The 16,501-nt window shown below is 71.6% G+C and carries 22 protein-coding genes; 9 read left to right on the top strand and 13 right to left on the bottom strand.

The window, feature by feature from the left end:
* Positions 1-2: 2 nt before the first annotated feature.
* Together F8S09_RS10610 and F8S09_RS10605 are read left to right on the top strand one after the other, a co-directional pair.
* On the top strand, positions 3-1,745 hold the full coding sequence (locus tag F8S09_RS10610; RefSeq protein WP_322618736.1) for a b(o/a)3-type cytochrome-c oxidase subunit 1: 1,743 nt from the start codon (positions 3-5) through the stop codon (positions 1,743-1,745).
* A complete protein-coding gene (locus F8S09_RS10605) occupies positions 1,745-2,164 on the top strand; it encodes a c-type cytochrome (RefSeq protein WP_152871453.1) in 420 nt (139 codons plus the stop codon). Before F8S09_RS10610 ends, F8S09_RS10605 begins: the two co-directional genes overlap by 1 nt.
* Before the next feature lie 67 nt (positions 2,165-2,231).
* Here the strand turns inward: F8S09_RS10605 and F8S09_RS10600 are convergent, their stop codons facing one another.
* Complete coding sequence (locus F8S09_RS10600) at positions 2,232-2,417, bottom strand: hypothetical protein (RefSeq protein WP_152871452.1); 186 nt, start codon at positions 2,415-2,417, stop codon at positions 2,232-2,234.
* A gap of 24 nt (positions 2,418-2,441) precedes the next feature.
* Complete coding sequence (locus tag F8S09_RS10595) at positions 2,442-2,726, bottom strand: hypothetical protein (RefSeq protein WP_152871451.1); 285 nt, start codon at positions 2,724-2,726, stop codon at positions 2,442-2,444.
* 142 nt (positions 2,727-2,868) lie between these two features.
* Here F8S09_RS10595 and mutY point away from each other — a divergent pair, with 142 nt between their 5' ends.
* Positions 2,869-3,906 carry an A/G-specific adenine glycosylase gene (gene mutY, locus F8S09_RS10590; protein WP_322618735.1) on the top strand — a complete coding sequence of 346 codons (1,038 nt, stop codon included), beginning with the start codon at positions 2,869-2,871 and terminating at the stop codon, positions 3,904-3,906.
* Between the two features lie 57 nt (positions 3,907-3,963).
* The gene (locus F8S09_RS10585; RefSeq protein WP_194165308.1) at positions 3,964-4,794 is read left to right on the top strand and encodes an isoprenyl transferase; all 831 of its coding nucleotides are present in this window, start codon (positions 3,964-3,966) and stop codon (positions 4,792-4,794) included.
* 21 nt (positions 4,795-4,815) lie between these two features.
* On the opposite strand, the gene F8S09_RS10580 is transcribed toward F8S09_RS10585, so the two are convergent.
* A complete protein-coding gene (locus tag F8S09_RS10580; RefSeq protein ID WP_152871449.1) occupies positions 4,816-5,781 on the bottom strand; it encodes a hypothetical protein in 966 nt (321 codons plus the stop codon).
* A gap of 104 nt (positions 5,782-5,885) precedes the next feature.
* Between F8S09_RS10580 and F8S09_RS10575 the strand changes: the two genes are divergently transcribed.
* Positions 5,886-7,523, top strand: coding sequence for an HRDC domain-containing protein (locus F8S09_RS10575; RefSeq protein ID WP_152871448.1), 1,638 nt, complete (start codon positions 5,886-5,888; stop codon positions 7,521-7,523).
* A 31-nt stretch (positions 7,524-7,554) separates the two neighbouring features.
* Positions 7,555-7,842, top strand: coding sequence for a putative quinol monooxygenase (locus tag F8S09_RS10570; protein ID WP_152871447.1), 288 nt, complete (start codon positions 7,555-7,557; stop codon positions 7,840-7,842).
* A gap of 104 nt (positions 7,843-7,946) precedes the next feature.
* On the opposite strand, the gene F8S09_RS10565 is transcribed toward F8S09_RS10570, so the two are convergent.
* The 6 genes from F8S09_RS10565 to xseB all read right to left on the bottom strand — a co-directional run bounded on the left by F8S09_RS10565 (position 7,947) and on the right by xseB (position 12,258).
* Complete coding sequence (locus F8S09_RS10565; protein WP_152871446.1) at positions 7,947-8,285, bottom strand: (2Fe-2S) ferredoxin domain-containing protein; 339 nt, start codon at positions 8,283-8,285, stop codon at positions 7,947-7,949.
* Positions 8,285-9,085: an ABC transporter ATP-binding protein gene (locus F8S09_RS10560; RefSeq protein WP_152871445.1), complete on the bottom strand. Its 801-nt coding sequence runs from the start codon at positions 9,083-9,085 to the stop codon at positions 8,285-8,287. The genes F8S09_RS10565 and F8S09_RS10560 overlap by 1 nt, the downstream gene beginning before the upstream one ends.
* Positions 9,078-10,106 carry a FecCD family ABC transporter permease gene (locus tag F8S09_RS10555; RefSeq protein WP_152871444.1) on the bottom strand — a complete coding sequence of 343 codons (1,029 nt, stop codon included), beginning with the start codon at positions 10,104-10,106 and terminating at the stop codon, positions 9,078-9,080. The genes F8S09_RS10560 and F8S09_RS10555 overlap by 8 nt, the downstream gene beginning before the upstream one ends.
* Before the next feature lie 18 nt (positions 10,107-10,124).
* Positions 10,125-11,003: an ABC transporter substrate-binding protein gene (locus F8S09_RS10550; RefSeq protein WP_152871443.1), complete on the bottom strand. Its 879-nt coding sequence runs from the start codon at positions 11,001-11,003 to the stop codon at positions 10,125-10,127.
* 348 nt (positions 11,004-11,351) lie between these two features.
* A complete protein-coding gene (locus tag F8S09_RS10545) occupies positions 11,352-11,966 on the bottom strand; it encodes a lysophospholipid acyltransferase family protein (protein WP_152871442.1) in 615 nt (204 codons plus the stop codon).
* A 37-nt stretch (positions 11,967-12,003) separates the two neighbouring features.
* Positions 12,004-12,258: an exodeoxyribonuclease VII small subunit gene (gene xseB, locus F8S09_RS10540; RefSeq protein WP_322618734.1), complete on the bottom strand. Its 255-nt coding sequence runs from the start codon at positions 12,256-12,258 to the stop codon at positions 12,004-12,006.
* 31 nt (positions 12,259-12,289) lie between these two features.
* Between xseB and F8S09_RS10535 the strand changes: the two genes are divergently transcribed.
* Positions 12,290-12,964 carry a flavin reductase family protein gene (locus F8S09_RS10535; RefSeq protein ID WP_152871441.1) on the top strand — a complete coding sequence of 225 codons (675 nt, stop codon included), beginning with the start codon at positions 12,290-12,292 and terminating at the stop codon, positions 12,962-12,964.
* Between the two features lie 114 nt (positions 12,965-13,078).
* Here the strand turns inward: F8S09_RS10535 and F8S09_RS18165 are convergent, their stop codons facing one another.
* A complete protein-coding gene (locus F8S09_RS18165) occupies positions 13,079-13,315 on the bottom strand; it encodes a diguanylate cyclase domain-containing protein (RefSeq protein ID WP_152871440.1) in 237 nt (78 codons plus the stop codon).
* Between the two features lie 156 nt (positions 13,316-13,471).
* Here F8S09_RS18165 and F8S09_RS10525 point away from each other — a divergent pair, with 156 nt between their 5' ends.
* Both F8S09_RS10525 and F8S09_RS10520 read left to right on the top strand, forming a co-directional pair.
* Positions 13,472-14,002, top strand: coding sequence for a GNAT family N-acetyltransferase (locus tag F8S09_RS10525; protein WP_152871439.1), 531 nt, complete (start codon positions 13,472-13,474; stop codon positions 14,000-14,002).
* 8 nt (positions 14,003-14,010) lie between these two features.
* On the top strand, positions 14,011-14,376 hold the full coding sequence (locus F8S09_RS10520) for a putative immunity protein (protein ID WP_152871438.1): 366 nt from the start codon (positions 14,011-14,013) through the stop codon (positions 14,374-14,376).
* On the opposite strand, the gene F8S09_RS10515 is transcribed toward F8S09_RS10520, so the two are convergent.
* The 3 genes from F8S09_RS10515 to F8S09_RS10505 all read right to left on the bottom strand — a co-directional run bounded on the left by F8S09_RS10515 (position 14,339) and on the right by F8S09_RS10505 (position 16,301).
* Positions 14,339-14,695: a DUF2089 domain-containing protein gene (locus tag F8S09_RS10515; protein ID WP_152871437.1), complete on the bottom strand. Its 357-nt coding sequence runs from the start codon at positions 14,693-14,695 to the stop codon at positions 14,339-14,341. The two genes, F8S09_RS10520 and F8S09_RS10515, sit on opposite strands and share 38 nt — an antisense overlap.
* A gap of 74 nt (positions 14,696-14,769) precedes the next feature.
* On the bottom strand, positions 14,770-15,429 hold the full coding sequence (locus tag F8S09_RS10510; RefSeq protein ID WP_152871436.1) for an SHOCT-like domain-containing protein: 660 nt from the start codon (positions 15,427-15,429) through the stop codon (positions 14,770-14,772).
* The gene (locus F8S09_RS10505; RefSeq protein WP_152871435.1) at positions 15,426-16,301 is read right to left on the bottom strand and encodes a DUF4097 family beta strand repeat-containing protein; all 876 of its coding nucleotides are present in this window, start codon (positions 16,299-16,301) and stop codon (positions 15,426-15,428) included. Before F8S09_RS10505 ends, F8S09_RS10510 begins: the two co-directional genes overlap by 4 nt.
* Positions 16,302-16,501 lie beyond the last annotated feature (200 nt).

The raw sequence follows: 16,501 nt of genomic DNA, 5'->3' as shown, positions 1-16,501 counted from the left end.
CTGTGACGATCTCTCCCCCACGGGCCACGCCGCTGGTCCACCCCATCCGCGAGGTCCCGGCCGTCAGCGACGCGGCCTACCTCGCTTCCCTCAAGAAGGTCACCCAGTACTACATCGTGACCGCTTTCCTGGCCCTCTTGATCGGCGTGCTGATCGGGCCGCTGCAAGCGCTGAACTACGGCGGCGTCAACGTCTACGAGTGGCCGATTATTCGCAACCTGCTGGGCTCGTATTACCAGGGCCTCTCGCTGCACGGGGTGCTGAACGCGCTGGTGTTCACCCAGTTCTTCATCTCGGGCTGGATGCTCTACCTCCCGGTGCGTGACCTCGGCATGCGCATCAACATGAAGTTCGCGTGGTTCACATACATCGTGATGACGGCGGGGCTCCTGATGGCCGCCGTGCCGCTGCTGCTCAACCGCGCGACGCTGCTGTACACCTTCTACCCGCCCATGCAGGGCGACGCCCTGTTCTACATCGGCGCGGCGATCATGGTGGGCTCCAGCCTGTTCGTGGTCGGGCAGGTCGTGAACATGTGGCTGCGCTGGAAGCGCGAGAACCCCGGTAAGGTGACGCCGCTGGTCGCCTTTATGAGCGTGGCGACCTGGATGATGTGGGCGGTCGCGTCGCTGGGCATCGTGATCGAAGTGGTCGCGCTGCTGATTCCCTGGTCGCTGGGGCTGGTAGGCGGCGTGGACCCGCTCATCTCCAAGACGCTCTTCTGGTGGACCGGGCACGCCATCGTGTACTTCTGGGTGCTTCCGGCCTACATCTCGTGGTACGCCTTCTTGCCCCGACATGCGGGCGGGCGCATCGTGTCCGAGCCGCTGACCCGGCTGGTCTTCGTGATCTTCCTGCTCAACAGCGTGCCGGTGGGCATTCACCACCAGTACGCCGACCCCAACATCTCCAACCTCTGGAAGAACATCCACATGTTCCTGACCTTCCTGATCGCGGTGCCCAGCCTGCTGACCGCCTTCAGCGTGGGGGCGGCGCTCGAAGACGCGGCCCGCGCCCGCGGCGGCCGGGGCCTCTTCGGCTGGATCGGCAAATTGCCCTGGGGCAACGCGATTTTCAGCGCCCAGGTGCTGGCGATGATCTCCTTTATCGCGGGGGGCGCGGGCGGCATCGTGAACGCCAGCTCGACCTTCTCGGGCGTGGTCCACAACACCGCCTGGATTCCGGGGCACTTCCACATCACGGTGGGGACCGCCACCACCCTCAGCTTCATGGGAATCGCCCTGTGGCTGATTCCGCACCTGACGGGCAAGCGCCTGCCCTCCATGAAGATCGCCTCCGCGTCGGTGTGGACGTGGTTTATCGGCATGATGGTCTTCGCGCTCGGGATGCACTGGCAGGGGCTGTACGGGGTGCCCCGGCGCTCGCAGGTCAGCGCGGCGCTGGTGGAGACGTTCAATGACCTGCCCATCGCCTTTCCCACTCTGCTCACCGCGATCAGCGGCGTGATTCTGCTGGTCAGCGCCCTGCTGTACTTTTACGTTCTCTTCCGGATGCTGCTCTCGGGGCGGGTGGACAACGGCGAGACCGCCGCGCCCATCCCCTACTCGGAGGCGATCAGCCCCGCCGGGGAGAACCTCGCCACGGCGAGCAAGCTGGTCAAGGCCACCGAGCCGCTGATGGCGCTGTGGGCCGTTGCGCTGGTGCTGGTCATCCTGATGTACGGCCCGGTGCTGGCGCGGATGTTCGCCAACATGCAACTCGTTCCCGGTTGGAGGCTCTACTGATGTCGGGCGACGGTTTCTCGCGTGGGGAAATCACGGCCATCGTGGGCTTCGTGGCCCTCGCCGCCGTCATCGGCATCGGGTCCTACCGCGCCGGAGTGAACGTGGCGCACGAGACGGGCGGGGGCGCCATCGTGACGGCCGCCGCCGGGGACACCACCGTCAACGGGCAGACCCTCTACGCCAGCAGTTGCGGGGGCTGCCACGGGGCGCAGGCGCAGGGCGGGGTCGGCCCCAGCCTGGCCGAGAGCGCCGCGTGGTCGGGACCCGACTTCAATGCCGCCGTGCTGCACGGTCAGGCGCCTGGAGGCCGCGTCCTTGCCCCCGTCATGCCCCGCTTCGCGGAGACGGGCCTGAACGGGGAGGAGGCCACCCCGGAACGCATCGAGGCCATTCACACCTATGTGAAGGGCTTGCAGTAACGGTCAGACGGCATAGCGGAGGCGGGCGTTCCTGCGGGGGCGCCCGCCTCCGCTATGGGGAGGATGTTCACTGCATGGTCTGGGCGTAGAGCACGGCCATCCCGGAGACGACGAGGCCGAGCAGCGTGAGGCTGCCTCCCAGGAGGAGGAACACGACCGACAGCGGTTTCCAGGCCGCGTCCCTCCGCCCAGCCACCCCACCCAGAAGCAGCAGGACCAGACCCAGGGCGAGGGCCTGAATGAACCAGAGCACGCCTCAGCTTAAGCCGCCCCACCCTCAGTCCGCCGCGCTGCCCAGCACCGGGTCCGGGCCGGGCAGGTGGTGCGCCGCCGTGTCGTGTAACCCCGCGAAGCGCAGGTGACGCTGGCAGATGAACCACAGCTCGTCGCGGTCATTGGCGAGGATGAAGTAGGCGTCGGACGTTTCCGAGGGGTTATACACGCCGAGGACCCGGTAGAGACGCCCCTCCTGAAAACCGCTGTCCAGCGGGCGCGGTACCGGGGAGCGCGGGCCTTCGAGCTGTTCGATCCGCACGAACATCTGGGGATGGAAGGCGATCATATGTCCTCACTGTGCCCCCGCCAATTGGACCCGACGGCGGCTTTTGCCACAGGCCGGGGCTCGCTCAAGTTCCCCTCAAGGCCCGGCCCGGACTGCGCTCCCCGCCGCCTTCTGTACCCGGCCCCGCCGCTATCCTCCCCCGGTGACGCCCGTGCCCGCCGACTTCCCCGCTCTGCGCTCGGCCCTTCTGACGTGGTTTGACGCGCGGGGCCGTGACCTGCCGTGGCGGGTGGGGCCGGAGGGGAGGCGCGACCCCTACCGGGTGTGGGTGTCGGAGGTGCTGCTTCAGCAGACGCAGGTGGTGCGGGGCCGGGTGTATTTCGAGCGCTTTCTGGACGCCTTCCCCACGGTGGAGGCGCTGGCCGCCGCCCCCATTGAGGCGGTGCTGAAAGCCTGGGAGGGCTGCGGGTATTACGCCCGCGCCCGCAACCTGCACCGGGCGGCAGGAATCGTGGCGCGGGAGGGCTGGCCGCAGAGTTACGAGGGCTGGCGGGCGTTGCCGGGGGTGGGGCCGTACACAGCGGCAGCGATCAGCAGCCTGACGCTGGGGGAGGCGCGGGCGGTGAACGACGGCAACGTGCGCCGGGTGCTCGCGCGGCTCTGGGGCGAGCGCCAGCCCACCGACCGCTGGGTGCAGGCCCAGGCCGACGCCCTGCTGGAGTCCGACCGACCGGGCGCCTGGAACGAGGCGCTGATGGACCTCGGCGCGACCGTCTGCATCCCGAAAGCGCCGCGCTGCCCAGAGTGTCCGCTGGCGGCGTGGTGCGTGGCGCGAGCGTCGGGTGACCCGGCGGGCTTCCCGGCCCCCAAGGTGCGGGCGGCCGTGCGCGAGGTGCGGGCGGTGGCCCTCCTGATCGGGGACAGCGAGCGGGCCGTGCTGGAGCGGCGCGTGGGCTCACTGCTGGGGGGGTTGATGGGCCTGCCCACCGAGGAGGTGCGGGAGGGCGAGCGGGAGGCGGACGCGCTGGCTCGCCTGAGCGCCCGCTTGGGTGCCGCCGTCACGGGCGAACTGGGGGAAGTTCAGCACACCATGACCCACCGCCGGGTGCGGCTGACGGTCTACGCGGCGACGGGCGGCCCGGCCCCGGTTCCGGTGGCGGCCGAGGCCCTCTCGCGGCTGGACCACAAGGCGCTGGACCTCTGGCGGCAGCGGGCCGAGTCGCTGTTCGCGCCGGGTTGACCTCCCCCTTTGGAGGGACCCCGCCCCCACAGCCCAGGCGCTAGACTGCCCCCCGACATGAGCCGCCCCGCCCTCCACACCGCGCTGCGTACCGCCCAGAAGGTCAGGGACACCGGGCGGGGGGCGCTGCTGTGGGGCTACGAGCGGCGCCTTGCCCGCGAGGTCCGGGCGCACGGGCGGCTGCCCCGGCACCTGGGACTGATTCTGGACGGCAACCGCCGCTACGCCCGCGCCGCCGGGATGCAGCGTGAGCTGGGGCACTCCTTCGGGGCGGACAAGGCGCACGAGGTCCTCCAGTGGTGCCTGGAACTGGGCATCCCGGCGGTGACGATCTGGGTGCTGTCCACCGACAACACCAGCCGCGACCCCCAGGAACTCGCGCACATCCTGGGGTTGCTGGAACGCGAGGCCCGCAACCTCGCCACCGACCCCCGCATCCACGCCAACCGGGTGCGGGTGCGGGCCATTGGGCAGCACAGCGCCTTTCCACCCCACGTTCTCGATGCCCTGCGCGAGTTGGAGGACAAGACGGCCGCCTACGACGGCATGACCCTCAACATCGCGGTGGGCTACGGGGGCCGCGAGGAGATCGTGGACGCGATCAAGTGCCACCTCTCGCGGCGGGCGGCTGAGGGCGCTGGCCTGCCGGAGGTCGTCGCGGAGCTGGAGCCCGACCATATCAGCGCCCACCTGTACACGGCGGGCACCCCCGACCCCGACTTCATCATCCGCACCAGCGGCGAGATTCGCCTGTCGGGCTTCATGCTCTGGCAGAGCGTCTACTCGGAGTTCTACTTCTGCGACGTGTACTGGCCGGGATTTCGCCGGGTGGACTTCCTGCGGGCGCTGCGGGACTTTCAGGGGCGGGACCGGCGCTTCGGGCGCTGAGGATCCCCACCCCCTTCCCTCTCAGCGGATGCGGACGGTCGCCTCGGTGGTGACGCGGAAGGTGACCTGCATCGTCTCGCCGTCCGGTTCGGTCATCGTGAGGCGCATTCGCAGGGTCTGGCTCTGGGTTCCTCCTGCGGTCAGGCCGTCGGCGCGAAAGAGGGTGGTCGTCGCGCTGCGGCTCCCCTGCGGCAGCAGTTCGGCGCGGATCTCCGGGCCATCCGCCCCGCCCCCGAATCCGAAGCTCCAGGGAGAAAAGGTGCTGCTGGTCTCGAACACGTGCTGCCGGGCCGCGTTCAGGCCCCGGTAGGTCGTGTTGGTCCGCGTGGTCAGCGGCGAGGCCTGCACCGCCGGGACATCGGTGCCCCCGACGCCAAACAGACCGCCGAACAGCCCCGCGAACAGGGCCTGCGCGTCCAGGGTGGCGGTGGCGGTGCGGCTCTGGCCGGGGACCAGCGGGAAGCCGTAGAGGTTGTTGGCGGGGTCGTTCGTGGCGAACTGCTCCAGGAACTGCTCGGTGTTCAGACCGGCGAAAATTTGTTGGAGGGTCGGGTCGTCCACCTCGAAACGCAGGCCCGTGCGGGTGCCGTCCGGGCGTACGGTCTGGAAGACGCGCAGGGCCACCTCCCCCCCGTCGGGCAAGGGAATCAGCATGGTGTCGACGAGCACGACCGAGCCGTCCGCGCCGCGTGACTGCACGCGGGTGCTGGCCTCCCCGGTCGCCCGCTGAGCCTCGCCCCCGCCGAAGCTCTCGCGCAGGGCCGCCTCCATCCCGGCGGCGTCCTCGCCCTGCACCTCCACGCTTTCCACCTCGGTGCGCGAGACGGTCTCGGTGACCAGGTTGACCGCGGTCCCCACCGGGGCCGTGAGCCGCAGCACCGGGGCGGTGGCCGCCGTGCGGGGCGCGGCCGGGGGCGGTCCCTCCTGGCCCCCGGCGAGGGCGGTGGGGGGCAGCAGCAGCAGGGCCGTCAAGAGGAGGCGTCGCATGGTCCACCGTACGGCATCCGGAAGCCGGACATCTCCCCACCTGCCTTGGCTTCCCCTCCATCTGGGGGCCCGCGCTTCCGGCGCGGTGCGGCACAATGGAGGGCATGACTGCTGACTTCCCCTCTCCCCCCGCCCGCCCCGACGCCCGGCTGGTGGTCCTGCACGCCGAGCGCGGCGATCCCCACGCGCGGCTGGCCCGTGCTCTGGCCGATCTGGAGGGCGCCGGGTGGGGCCTGACCCTGGCGGGCGAAGCGGCGCTGGCCCGGCAGCTCGGGGCGCTGCTGGGGCCGGGCACCGTGCGGGTGGACGAGCGCCTGGGCGTCAGCCGCGCGGCGCTGGCGAATTTCGGGCTGGCCGCCGCCGGACTGGACGCCGACTGGACCGGGGCGCGGGCCGTGTGGCTGGCCGAACCCGACGAGCGGCTGCTGCGCCGCGCCGAGCGCCTGGGCGTGCCCGTGATCGTGGACGCGACCCTGGCCCCCGGCGGCGGCTGGTTCGCTCAGGGCGCGACCTACGTGGTCTACCGCCACGGGATGACGCTGACGGGCTTCGGGGACACCGACCTCGCGCTGCTGTTCGGGCAGGGAGAGGCCCCCACGCCTGCCGCGCCCGCGCCCTCGGACACCGCCGTGGCCCTCGCGCTGCGTGACGTGGCGACCCTCCCGCTGCGGCTGGCGCGGGTGGCCCGCACGGTGGGGGCGATGGCCGAGCGGCTGGGGGGCGGTGCGCTGCCCTTTGGCCCCACCGCGCTGCTGCTCCCGCCCGAGAGCGCCCCCGACACCCCCTGGGCTCCCGGCGGCGTGCTGGCCGCGACCCGCAGCGTGGACGGCGGGGTGGTGTTCACGCCGGGGCTCCAGGACGCGGAAACGGCCCTCGCCCTGCTGCGCGGCGAGACGCCCGCTGCCCCGGCACCTGCCGCACGCGAGGGGGGACGAACCGAGGACCGACGACCCGAGCGCGAGGACGAAGGCCGCTTCCGCCGCGACCGCGACCGCTTTCGCCGGGACCGGGGGGGACGTGCGGAGGGGCCGACCACGGGGACGGGGACCGAGGCGCCACGCTTTGCCCGCCTGCCCGAGCCCGACCGCCCCGAGCCGGACGAGGCCCGCCCCGACCAGCCGGACAGCCCCCCTACCCGCGTGACCTTTGAGGCGCCCGTGACGGAGGCTCCGGCCCCGCAGGCGCCCACGCCTGCCGAACCCGAGGAAGAAGTCTGGACCCCCGAGATCGTCTTCAGTGGCAGCGATTACGCCGAGCCCGCTCCGCTGCCCATCCCGGTGAGCGACGGTCCCGACGAGCCCGAACTGGAGGTTCAGCCGCCCCTGGCCGAGCCCGAAGCCGAGCAGCCCGCCGAGGAGGAGGCGCCTTCCACCGAGGAGCAGGCCACCGACGAGGCCCCCAGCACGGAAGACGCGGCGCCCGAACCCCAGCCCGATCCCGTGCCCGCTGCGCCCGACCTCGCCCCGGACCTGCCCGTGACCACCGAGGCAGGCGCGGCCCCCGACCCCGCCGCCGACCTCACCGACGAGCAGGCAGCCATCTACGCCCGGCTGCGCGAGTGGCGCAACGCGGAGGCCAAGCGCCAGGAGGTCAGCCGCTTCATCATCGCCAGCAACGCGACCCTGGCCGAGATCGCCCGCCGGGTGCCCTACACGATGGACGACCTGAAGGCCGTGCGCGGCATGGGACCGGAGAGATTGCGCAAGTACGGCGAGAAGCTGCTGGAAGTGGTGCGGGGCTGAGGTCCCCCCCGCCGGAAGAAGGGGGCACGCCATGATCCATATCTGGGCGACCGTCGAGATCAGCGACCTTGAGAAGTTCATCGGCGTGTTTGCCACGGCGGGGGCCAAGGCACGGCGAAAGCACGGCAGCCGCAGCAGCCGCGTCTTCACCGTGCCCGGTCACCCGAATCAGGTCCGGGTCCTGTTCGAGTGGGAGAGCCGCGAAGCCTTCGATGGCTTTCTGAACGACCCGGAGGTTCGCGCCACCATGCAGTCCAGCGGCACGGTGGGACGGCCCGACTTCCTGATCCTCGACGCGCTGACCGACCTGCCGGGGTAAGGGGATGCGGGGGGGCGACCATCCTTCGCCCCAGAAAAAGCCCCCGGCCTGTGAAGCCGGGGGCGAGTGCTGGACAGGGGAAACTTCTGGTCAGAGGCGACGGCCTATTCCGGCCCGTACTTCCGTTCCGTCGGCAACGCCGCCCCGTCCTGCACGGCCTGGGCGATGCGCGTCGCCAGCGGGAAGTCCACTGCCGCGTACCAGCCTTCCTCCAGCCTGCCCTCCGCAGCGCGGTACACGCAGAGGGCAGGGCCAAACGAGCAGGCCCCCAGGCAGCCGCTTTCGGTGAGGCGCACGGTGCCGCCCGTCTTGTAGTAGGCGAGCGACTGCCGCTCCAGGTGGGTCCAGAGGGCCTTGTGCAGCAGTACGGACCCCCGCGCCTGACAGTTCTGGCCCTGGCAGACGAGCAGGTGGCCGTTGGTCTTGAAGTATCTGGGGGGCATCAGTCCTCCGGCAGGATAACGGGCCGGTCCCCGTCGTGCAGCACGCGCACGCGCAGGCCGTAGGCGGCATGCAGGTGCGCGGGCGTGAGCACCTCGGTGGGGGCGCCCTGCGCGAGCACCCGGCCCCCGTGCAGCAGCACGAGGCGGTCAGCGCGGGCGGCGAGGTTCAGGTCGTGCAGCACGGCGACCACGCCCAGGCCCCCGGCGGCCTCGCAGCGGGCGTGCCGGATGATCTCCAGCCCGTAGGCGAGGTCAAGGTGGTTGGTCGGCTCGTCCAGCAGCAGGAAGCGGGGCTGCGCGGCGAGGGCGCGGGCCAGGCTCACGCGCTGGCGTTCGCCGCCCGACAACTCGCCCACCCGCCGCCCGGCGAAGCGGGCCGTGTCGGTGCGCTCCAGGGCGCGGTCCACCGCCGCCTCGTCCTCGGCAGTCCAGGGACGGCGGGGCAACAGGCCCCAGGTCCACTCCCCCGCCCCGCGCCCCAGCGCCACCACGTCGCGCACCCGTGCCGCCTCCGGAAGGCCCTCGCCCTGCGCGAGGTAGGCCAGCGTCCGCGCCCGCTCCGCCCGCGTCCACTGGGGGAGGGGGCGGTCCAGCAACCGCACCTCGCCCGATTCCGACGACGTGAGCCCCAGCAGCGCCCGCAGCAGCGTGCTTTTCCCCGCCCCGTTCGGCCCGATGACGGCACTGAACTCGCCCTCCCGGAAGGCGACCGAGACGCCCTGCACGGCCGGGAAACTCCCCGCACGGACATGGAGGTCGCGGGCCTCCAGCGTGCCCGTGCCGACCACCGGGCTAGTCATGGCCCCCCCGCCGCAGCAGCCACAGGAAGAACGGCCCCCCCAGCAGCGTCGTCACCACGCCCACCTGTGAGAGCGGCGTGGTGCGGGCCAGCAGGTCCGCCAGCACCAGCAGGGTGCCCCCCGCCAGCGCCGAGACGGGCAGCAGGACCCGGTGCCCCGCCCCCCACGCCAGCCGGACGACATGCGGCACCACCAGCCCCACAAAGCCGATGATGCCCACATACGCGACGGCGGCGGCAGTCGCCACGCTCGCGGCCAGCACGACGAGCAGCCGCAACCGCTCCACCGGGACCCCCAGGCTGCGGGCCGTCAGGTCCCCGAGTTGCAGGGTGTCCAGCGCCCGGCCCAGCAGCATCAGCACTCCGCCCCCCGCCAGCGCGTAGGGCAGCACGGTCAGCACGTCCCCCCAGCCGCTGAAGCCCAGGTCACCCAGGGTGTAGGCCAGCACCTGACGCGCCCGGTCCTCGCCGCGCAGGATCAGGAAGGTGGACACCGCGCTCAGGATGCTGCCCACTACCACCCCGGCCAGAATCAGGCGGACGGGGGGCAGTCGGCGGCCCTCGCGGGCCAGCGTCAGGGTCAGGCTGACCGCCGCCAGCGCCGCGAGCAGCGCGGCCACCGGCACCAGCGGGCGCGGCCACCCCGCGACGATGGCGACCGTGGCCCCCAGCCCCGCCCCGCTCGCCACGCCCAGCAGGTAGGGGTCGGCCAGCGGGTTGCGGAAAACCCCCTGAAAGGCCCCGCCGCACACCGCCAGGCACGCCCCCACCAACACGCCCATCGCCACGCGCGGCAGCCGCAGTTGCCACACGATCACGTCCTCCGGGGACAGTTCCGCGCCCGTCCAGAGGCTCGCCACCCCGCGCCCCAACGCCCCCAGCACCTCGCCTGGCGGGATATACACGCTGCCCAGCCCCACCGCCAGTACGACGGCGGCGAGGAGGGCCGCCACCAGCGCGGCGGTGCGTCCCACCCGCCAGAGGCGCGGCGGCGTCACGGCGTCGGTGCGCTCAAGGCTCATGGCTCACGGCCCGCCCGCTCACCGGAACAGCTCGGGGTGAACCAGCCGCGCCAGCCCCCGCAGCGCCTGCCCCATCCGGGGACCAGGGCGGCTGAGGATGGTGTTCAGGTCCTTCGGAAGGTCCAGCACCCGGCCCGCCCGGACCGCTTTCAGGCCACTCCAGCCGGGCCGGGCCGCCGCTGCCTGCCGGGTCAGGCCCAGCATCAGCTCGGGGTTGGCCTTCACGATCAGCTCGGGGTCCACCCTGGGAAAGTCGCCCAGCGAGGCGGGGATGACGTTGCGGGCACCCGCCTTGCCCAGCAGCACCCCCATGAACGAGTTCGGCCCGACCGAGTACGGGGTGGGGTCCACCTCCAGGTAGGTCGTGGGCTTGCGGACCGCGTTCCTGGTCAGAATCTCCACGCGGGCGATATCACGGCGGATATTCAGCACCACGTTCTTCGCCTGCGCCTCGCGGTTCACGATCCGGCCCAGGGTCAGCGTCTTGGAGAAGACCTCGTCGTACTTTTCCATGTCCAGCGCGATGGTCGGGATGCCTGCCTGGGTCAGCGTTCCCTCCAGCTTGCTGTACTGGCTCACCAGCACGAGGTCGGGCTTGAGGGCCACCATCGCCTCCACATCGGGGGCGAAGAGGTCGCCCACCTTGGGCAGCCGCGCGACCTGCTGGGGGTAGTCGCTGTAGCGGTCCACCCCGACGAGCTTGCCGCACGCGCCGATGGCGCACAGCGTCTCGGAGTGGCCCGGCACCATGCTGATAATCCGCTTGGGTTCGGCCTTGAGGGTCACCTTGCGGCCCAGGTCGTCGGTGAGGGTCAGGGGGTAGGTCGTCGCCGCGGCTGTGGGCAGCAGGGCGAGGAGGGACGCGGCCAGCACGGTCTTGGCAGGGAGAGTCTTCATGGGTGAGGCTCCTCTTGGGCTCTCCTCCGCGTGTGGGGGCCGGAAACGACGAAACCGCCCCGGTGGGGGCGGAATGGGGGTCTCGGCACGTCCGGGGGCGGCTTCCTGCCCCCAGGGGGGCGGCTGTGCTGCGCCAGGGCGGTTCCTCCAGTCCGCGAGAGGTCAGGCCAACCGGCTCGCCCGCTGGGAGCAGGCCGGGACGGGGCCGGTGTTCGGACTTCCTCCCTCGGCGGGGGGTTACCGTTGCGCGACAGTGCCGGACTTTCACCGGCTTTCCCTGCCTCCGTCGGGGGCACTATAGGGCACAGCGGGGCGGGAAAAGGAAGGTTAGTGCGCTTCCCCGCCCACCTAGCTCGGCAGCGGCTCCCCGGCGAGTTCCGCGAGGCGGTCGCCCACCTCGGCCGTCAGCGCCTTGATGCCCCCGGTGGGCGGCAGGGTGGGGCCGAAGCGCACGAGCCAGCGCTTGCCCTCGCGCCTCAAGCCGACGGGGAGGATGGGGGCCTTGCCCTTGAGTGCCAGCAGCGCGACCCCGCCGTGCAACTCGCCGCCGCCGCGTGTGCCCTCCGGGAAGATGCCCAGCGTGCCCCCCGCTTGTAGGATGCGGAGGCTGGTCCGCACCGCCCCGAGGTCGTTGGTGCTGCGGTCCACCGGAAAGGACCCCCCGGCGCGGATAATGTGGCCGATCACCGGCACGAACAATTCCTTTTTCGCCATGAATTGCAGGAATCGGCCCGGCGGCAGGCTGGCCGCAATGATGAAGGGGTCCAGCGCCGAGCGGTGGTTCGCCGCCACGATCAGGGGGGTGCCGGGGGGCGGCACGTATTCGCGGCCCTGCACCTCCACCCGCTCGCCCCGCAAGCGCAGCGGCAGGCCCATCACGAAGACGACGGCGCGGTACACCAGAGGATTCACGCGGGGGGCCGCTCCGGCGGCGTCGGGGGCAGCGCGGCGGGCGTCACTCATGAGAGAAGGATACCCGGCGGGACGGGGGCAGGGCCGCTCAGAAAGGGTCGTCGTCGGGCTCGGGGGCCGGGTCCGCCTCGTCCTCGTCTGCGGCTCCCACCTCCTCGCCCCAGTCGCCCGCCAGGGCCGCCTCGACCGCCGCGATGCGCTCCCGGCAGGCGGCATAGGCGGTGCGGGCCTCCTCCAGCAGGGGCAGCACCCGGTCGAGGTCGGCCTCGCCCGTCTCCAATTCGGCGGCGATGCGTGAGAGCCGCGCGTAGGCCTCGCGGTAGGTGAGGGGGTCGCCTGGCACGCGGGCAGGATAGCGCCGCTAGGCTGGCCCCATGACCCCCGAGGCCCCGACGCCCGAGACCCGGCACTTTGACTTCGCCGCCCTCTCCGCCCCCGAGCGCTACAAGCTGCTCACCGCCGTCGTGGTGCCCCGGCCCATCGCCTGGGTGAGCACCCTGGGGCCGGGCGGCGAGGTCAATCTCGCGCCCTATTCCTTTTTCGGCCTGATGGGATCGGACCCCGGCGTGGTGGCTTTCGCCCCCGGCGACCGCCCGGACGGGACGCCCAAGGACACGGCGCTCAACATCGGCTCCGGCGGCGAGTTCACGGTCAACTTGGTGGGCGCGGCGCTGGCGGAGGCCATGAACGAGACGGCGACCGACTTTCCGCACGGCATGGGTGAGGCGCGGGCAGTGGGCTTAAATCTCGCGCCCGGCGTGCGGGTAGCGGTGCCGCGTGTGGCCGCGAGTCCCGCCGCGCTGGAATGCCGCGAGGTCCAGACGGTGACGGTGGGCCGCACCCGCATCGTGCTGGGGGAAGTGCTGGGGCTGCATCTGGCGGCCGGGGCGCTGGAAAATCCCGAGCGGCTGTACGTGGACACGGCGGCGCTGGACCTGATCGGGCGAATGGGCGGGCGCGGCACCTACACGCACACGCGAGACACCTTCCAGATGGACCGGATGACCTACACCCAATGGCGGGCGGGGCGGGGCGAGGGGGAGGACTGAGCCTCCCTCCCCCAGCACCTCCTGCGCGGCGACCGTCTCCGAGAGCCACGCGGCGAGTTCGGCGGCCTGTGCCTGAGTCTGTCCGGGCAGCACGACCAGAAATTCCTCGCCGCCTCAGCGCCCGAGTCGCTCGCCGGGGCCGAGCGTGGAGCGGGCCGCCGCCGCGACCGCCCGGAGCACCCGGTCGCCCATGAGGTGCCCGTGGGCATTGTTAATCGCCTTGAATTGGTCGAGGCCGAAGAGGATCACGCTCCAGGGTTCCCCAGCCCCGCCGCGCTCGGCCCCCCAGCCAGGCGTCGAGATCCGGGTGAAGTGGTCCGGTCGCCGCCACAGCCACACCGTGAGGGCCACGTTCCTGACTGCGAGCCGTACCGAAAGCGGAATTTCGGACTGCCCGCCAGGACCCCCGGCGCCCGCCGTGACATGGCGGGCAGGTTATCCGCCGGACAGGGGGCACCGCCAACCCTGGGGTTATTCCCCACCCGGCGGGGTCGTCTAGGCTGGAGCATGACCCTTCCCTTCCGCGTACGGGCCGCCACCCCCGCCGACGCGCCCACGCTGGCGCGAATTCACGTCACGAGCTGGCGCGAGACCTACGCCGGGCTGCTGCCGGACGACTTCCTGGCCCGGATGACCGATGAGGTCATGCGCGAGCGGCGGGAGGCGACCTGGCGGCAGACCCTCCTGCAGGGTCAGGAGATTGTGGTGGTAGGAGAGCGGGAGGGAGCGGCGGTCGCCTTCACCTCCGCCGGGCCGACGCGCGACCATCCGGACGTGGACGCGGAGCTGTACACCCTCTACGCGCTGAGGGAGGCGCAGGGCCTGGGCCTGGGACGGGCACTGCTGGTAGAGGCGGCCCGGCAGCTCCACGCACAGGGGCACTGCTCTCTTGCCCTGTGGGTGCTGGACGTCAACCCCACGCGGGCGTGGTACGTGCGGCAGGGCGGGCGCGAGGACGGCGTGAAAAGGGTTCCCATTCCCGGCGGCGAATTGCGCGAGGTCCGGCTGGTGTGGGACGACCTGCGGAAGCTCGCGTAACCCAGCCCATGTCCCCGTTCCCCGCCGACCCCGCCCACCGCGCCCTCGCCCTGGCCGCCGCCGACGAGGCCGAGCAGGTCTTGCCGCTGTTCGAGGCCGCCTGTCCGACCGACTCCCGGCCCCGTGAGGCGATTGAGGCGGCGCGGGCCTGGGCACGGGGGGAGATCACGGTGCCAGTGGCGCGGGCGGCCGCCTTTGCCGCTCATGCGGCGGCGCGGGAAGGGCCGGGCGAGGCCGCGAAAGCCGCTGCCCGCGCCGCCGGGCACGCCGCCGCCACCGCCCACGTCCCCGCCCACGCCCCGCACGCGGCGGCCTACGCGCGAAGGGCAGCGGAGCTTAGCGCCGCAGCTTCCGTGCCGCCTCGTCGGGGGTGATTTCACCGCGTTCCAGGCTCAGCAGCACCTCGCTCTGGGGGTCGGCGGGTTCGGGTTCGTAGCCGATGGCGCGCAGCAGGGTGTCGAAGCGGGCGCGAACGGTGGGATAGCTCAGGCCCAGCACCCGTTCGACTTCCTTGAGGTTGCCCCGCACGCGGATATACAGCCGCAGAAACTCCAGATTCTCGGGGGACAGGGTGGCGAACTCGTTGAGGTCAAAGACGCCGCGCACGGTCACGCCGCTGGTCGGGAAACGCAGTTCGGTGACGAGGGGGGCTTCCGTCTCGTCGGGAAAGGGCAGGGGCAGGGGTCTGGACATGGGGTCACTCTAGGCGGGGTCAGGAGACGCGGGCGGGCGTGGGGACCGCTCGGCCTCCCCACGCCCCGTCTGCGTTACTTCAGGGTGATGCTGACGCTGTTGCCCTCGCTGTCCTCGGCGCTGATCAGGTTGCCGGGCGGGGGACCAGATTCCAGCAGGAGGTGCAGGGCCTCCAGGGTGAAGCCAGCCCGTTCCAGCGCCTCGATGCCGTGGCGGGGAATCAGCTTGCCCAGGTGGGGCGCGAGGCTGACCGGGAGGTTCGCGTTGTAGCTGTCGCCCTCGCTGGACTCCACCTCGATCCGCAGGATGCGCGGCGTGGCGGAAGGGGACGGACGGTGCGCCGGGCCGTGGCCGTGGGTCGCGTCCACGACCTCGCCCACCCGCTCCAGCACGGAACCCACGCTGTCCATGATGCCCTCCATGTTCACGGGAATGTTCACCGGGCCGGGGCCACGGCGTCCGCGCCCGTCCCACACCCAGTTGCCGGAGAACTGCGGCGGGCGGGGCGGCTGCGGCGGTTGGGGGGTGTCCTTCACGCCGCGCAGCAGCAGCAGGTGTTCGGCCACCTGCCCGCTGTCGAGTTCGCCGCGCGAGAGCAGCGAAGCGATCAGTTCGCGGTCGGCGTCGGTCATCGCCAGCCGGGGGCTGAGGGCGGCCAGCAGCGGGGCGGCGTCCTCCAGCGTGAGCTTGCCCGCCCGCACGAGGTCGAGAATGCGCCGGACTTTTTCCCTCATGCGGTCACCACCTTGATCTGCCCCGCCGTCGCCCGGCAGGAGAGGTGGGCCTCGCCCGCGCCGAGCCGCCCGGTGTGCTGCATGGTCATGAAGCTGCCCCGGCGCTCGGTCGGGAAATCGGCCTTGAAGCTGCCCACGGTCACGTCCGCCTCCACGGTCACGCTGCTGCCCGGCAGCAGGCGCAGGGTGGCACTTCCCCCGTTGACCTCGGCCCGGTGCTCGCCTCCCGTCAGGCATCCGGCCCATTTCAGGTGGCCTCCGTTGACGGTGGCATTCAGGGTGCGGGCGCCCTCCAGTGAGAGGTTGCCGCCATTCACGCTGACCTGGGTGGGGCCGCTCAGCTCGGCCGCCGTGAGGTTCCCGCCGCTGACCTCGGCCTGCAAGCTGGCCGCACGGCCCGCCCGGACATTGCCGCCGCTGACCTGCGCGACGAGTTCGCCGCCGAGGTCGGGCAGGGTCACGTTGCCGCCGCTGACCCGCGCCCGCACATGCCGGGGGGCAAAGGGCAGGCTCAGCACCGCGCTGACCGAACTCCAGCCGATGTGCTCCTGCCCCGGCCGCCGCGCCACCCGCCAGCCGTCCGGCCGGGCTTCCAGCAGCAGTCTGCCGTCCTCGCTGGCGTGCAACTGCGGGCTCACCACCCCTGAATCCAGAACGACGCGCAGGGTAAACCCGCTTACGTCCAGGTGCAGGTCGGGCGGCGTGTCTTCGCCGGACGCCGTGTAATGCGCGGCCATGTTCTCCGGCGCGTCCTCGACTGCCATTCCCTCCGGTTCCCCCAGCAGTTCCTGCCCTTCCTCGGGGGTGAGTTTGCCCTCGGCCACCAGACGCTCCACCTGTGCGCGAAATCCTTCGTTCGCCTGCTCATTCATGCGCTCCTCCTTTGTCAGAATAGAAACATCTCTTTACCTGTGTGTCAAGTCTGGCTTTATAGCTTTTCGAGAGGCGGTTGGAGCGAGTTATAGATGGATGCCGTCTCTAACGCCATTTTTCGGTGTTCAGCCTGCTTCCTGAGATGGCCCGTCTGCACCCAGTCCAAACGCTTCCTCCAGATTTTGGCAACTGCGGCTTT

Source organism: Deinococcus terrestris (genome assembly GCF_009377345.1).
Lineage (GTDB): Bacteria > Deinococcota > Deinococci > Deinococcales > Deinococcaceae > Deinococcus > Deinococcus terrestris.
The sequence above is the reverse complement of the archived record's forward strand: the minus strand, read 5'-3'. Positions and strand labels throughout refer to the sequence as shown.

Coding starts and splice junctions, on each gene's coding strand:
- F8S09_RS10550 (WP_152871443.1), bottom strand. CDS start 11,003: ATGAAGACTCTCCCTGCCAAGACCGTGCTGGCCGCGTCCCTCCTCGCC.
- F8S09_RS10560 (WP_152871445.1), bottom strand. CDS start 9,085: ATGACTAGCCCGGTGGTCGGCACGGGCACGCTGGAGGCCCGCGACCTC.
- F8S09_RS10575 (WP_152871448.1), top strand. CDS start 5,886: ATGACTGCTGACTTCCCCTCTCCCCCCGCCCGCCCCGACGCCCGGCTG.
- F8S09_RS10580 (WP_152871449.1), bottom strand. CDS start 5,781: ATGCGACGCCTCCTCTTGACGGCCCTGCTGCTGCTGCCCCCCACCGCC.
- F8S09_RS10510 (WP_152871436.1), bottom strand. CDS start 15,429: ATGAGGGAAAAAGTCCGGCGCATTCTCGACCTCGTGCGGGCGGGCAAG.
- F8S09_RS10515 (WP_152871437.1), bottom strand. CDS start 14,695: ATGTCCAGACCCCTGCCCCTGCCCTTTCCCGACGAGACGGAAGCCCCC.
- F8S09_RS10595 (WP_152871451.1), bottom strand. CDS start 2,726: ATGATCGCCTTCCATCCCCAGATGTTCGTGCGGATCGAACAGCTCGAA.
- F8S09_RS10585 (WP_194165308.1), top strand. CDS start 3,964: ATGAGCCGCCCCGCCCTCCACACCGCGCTGCGTACCGCCCAGAAGGTC.
- F8S09_RS10570 (WP_152871447.1), top strand. CDS start 7,555: ATGATCCATATCTGGGCGACCGTCGAGATCAGCGACCTTGAGAAGTTC.
- F8S09_RS10525 (WP_152871439.1), top strand. CDS start 13,472: ATGACCCTTCCCTTCCGCGTACGGGCCGCCACCCCCGCCGACGCGCCC.
- F8S09_RS10555 (WP_152871444.1), bottom strand. CDS start 10,106: ATGAGCCTTGAGCGCACCGACGCCGTGACGCCGCCGCGCCTCTGGCGG.
- F8S09_RS10605 (WP_152871453.1), top strand. CDS start 1,745: ATGTCGGGCGACGGTTTCTCGCGTGGGGAAATCACGGCCATCGTGGGC.
- F8S09_RS10565 (WP_152871446.1), bottom strand. CDS start 8,285: ATGCCCCCCAGATACTTCAAGACCAACGGCCACCTGCTCGTCTGCCAG.
- F8S09_RS10520 (WP_152871438.1), top strand. CDS start 14,011: ATGTCCCCGTTCCCCGCCGACCCCGCCCACCGCGCCCTCGCCCTGGCC.
- F8S09_RS10505 (WP_152871435.1), bottom strand. CDS start 16,301: ATGAATGAGCAGGCGAACGAAGGATTTCGCGCACAGGTGGAGCGTCTG.
- F8S09_RS10545 (WP_152871442.1), bottom strand. CDS start 11,966: ATGAGTGACGCCCGCCGCGCTGCCCCCGACGCCGCCGGAGCGGCCCCC.
- F8S09_RS10535 (WP_152871441.1), top strand. CDS start 12,290: ATGACCCCCGAGGCCCCGACGCCCGAGACCCGGCACTTTGACTTCGCC.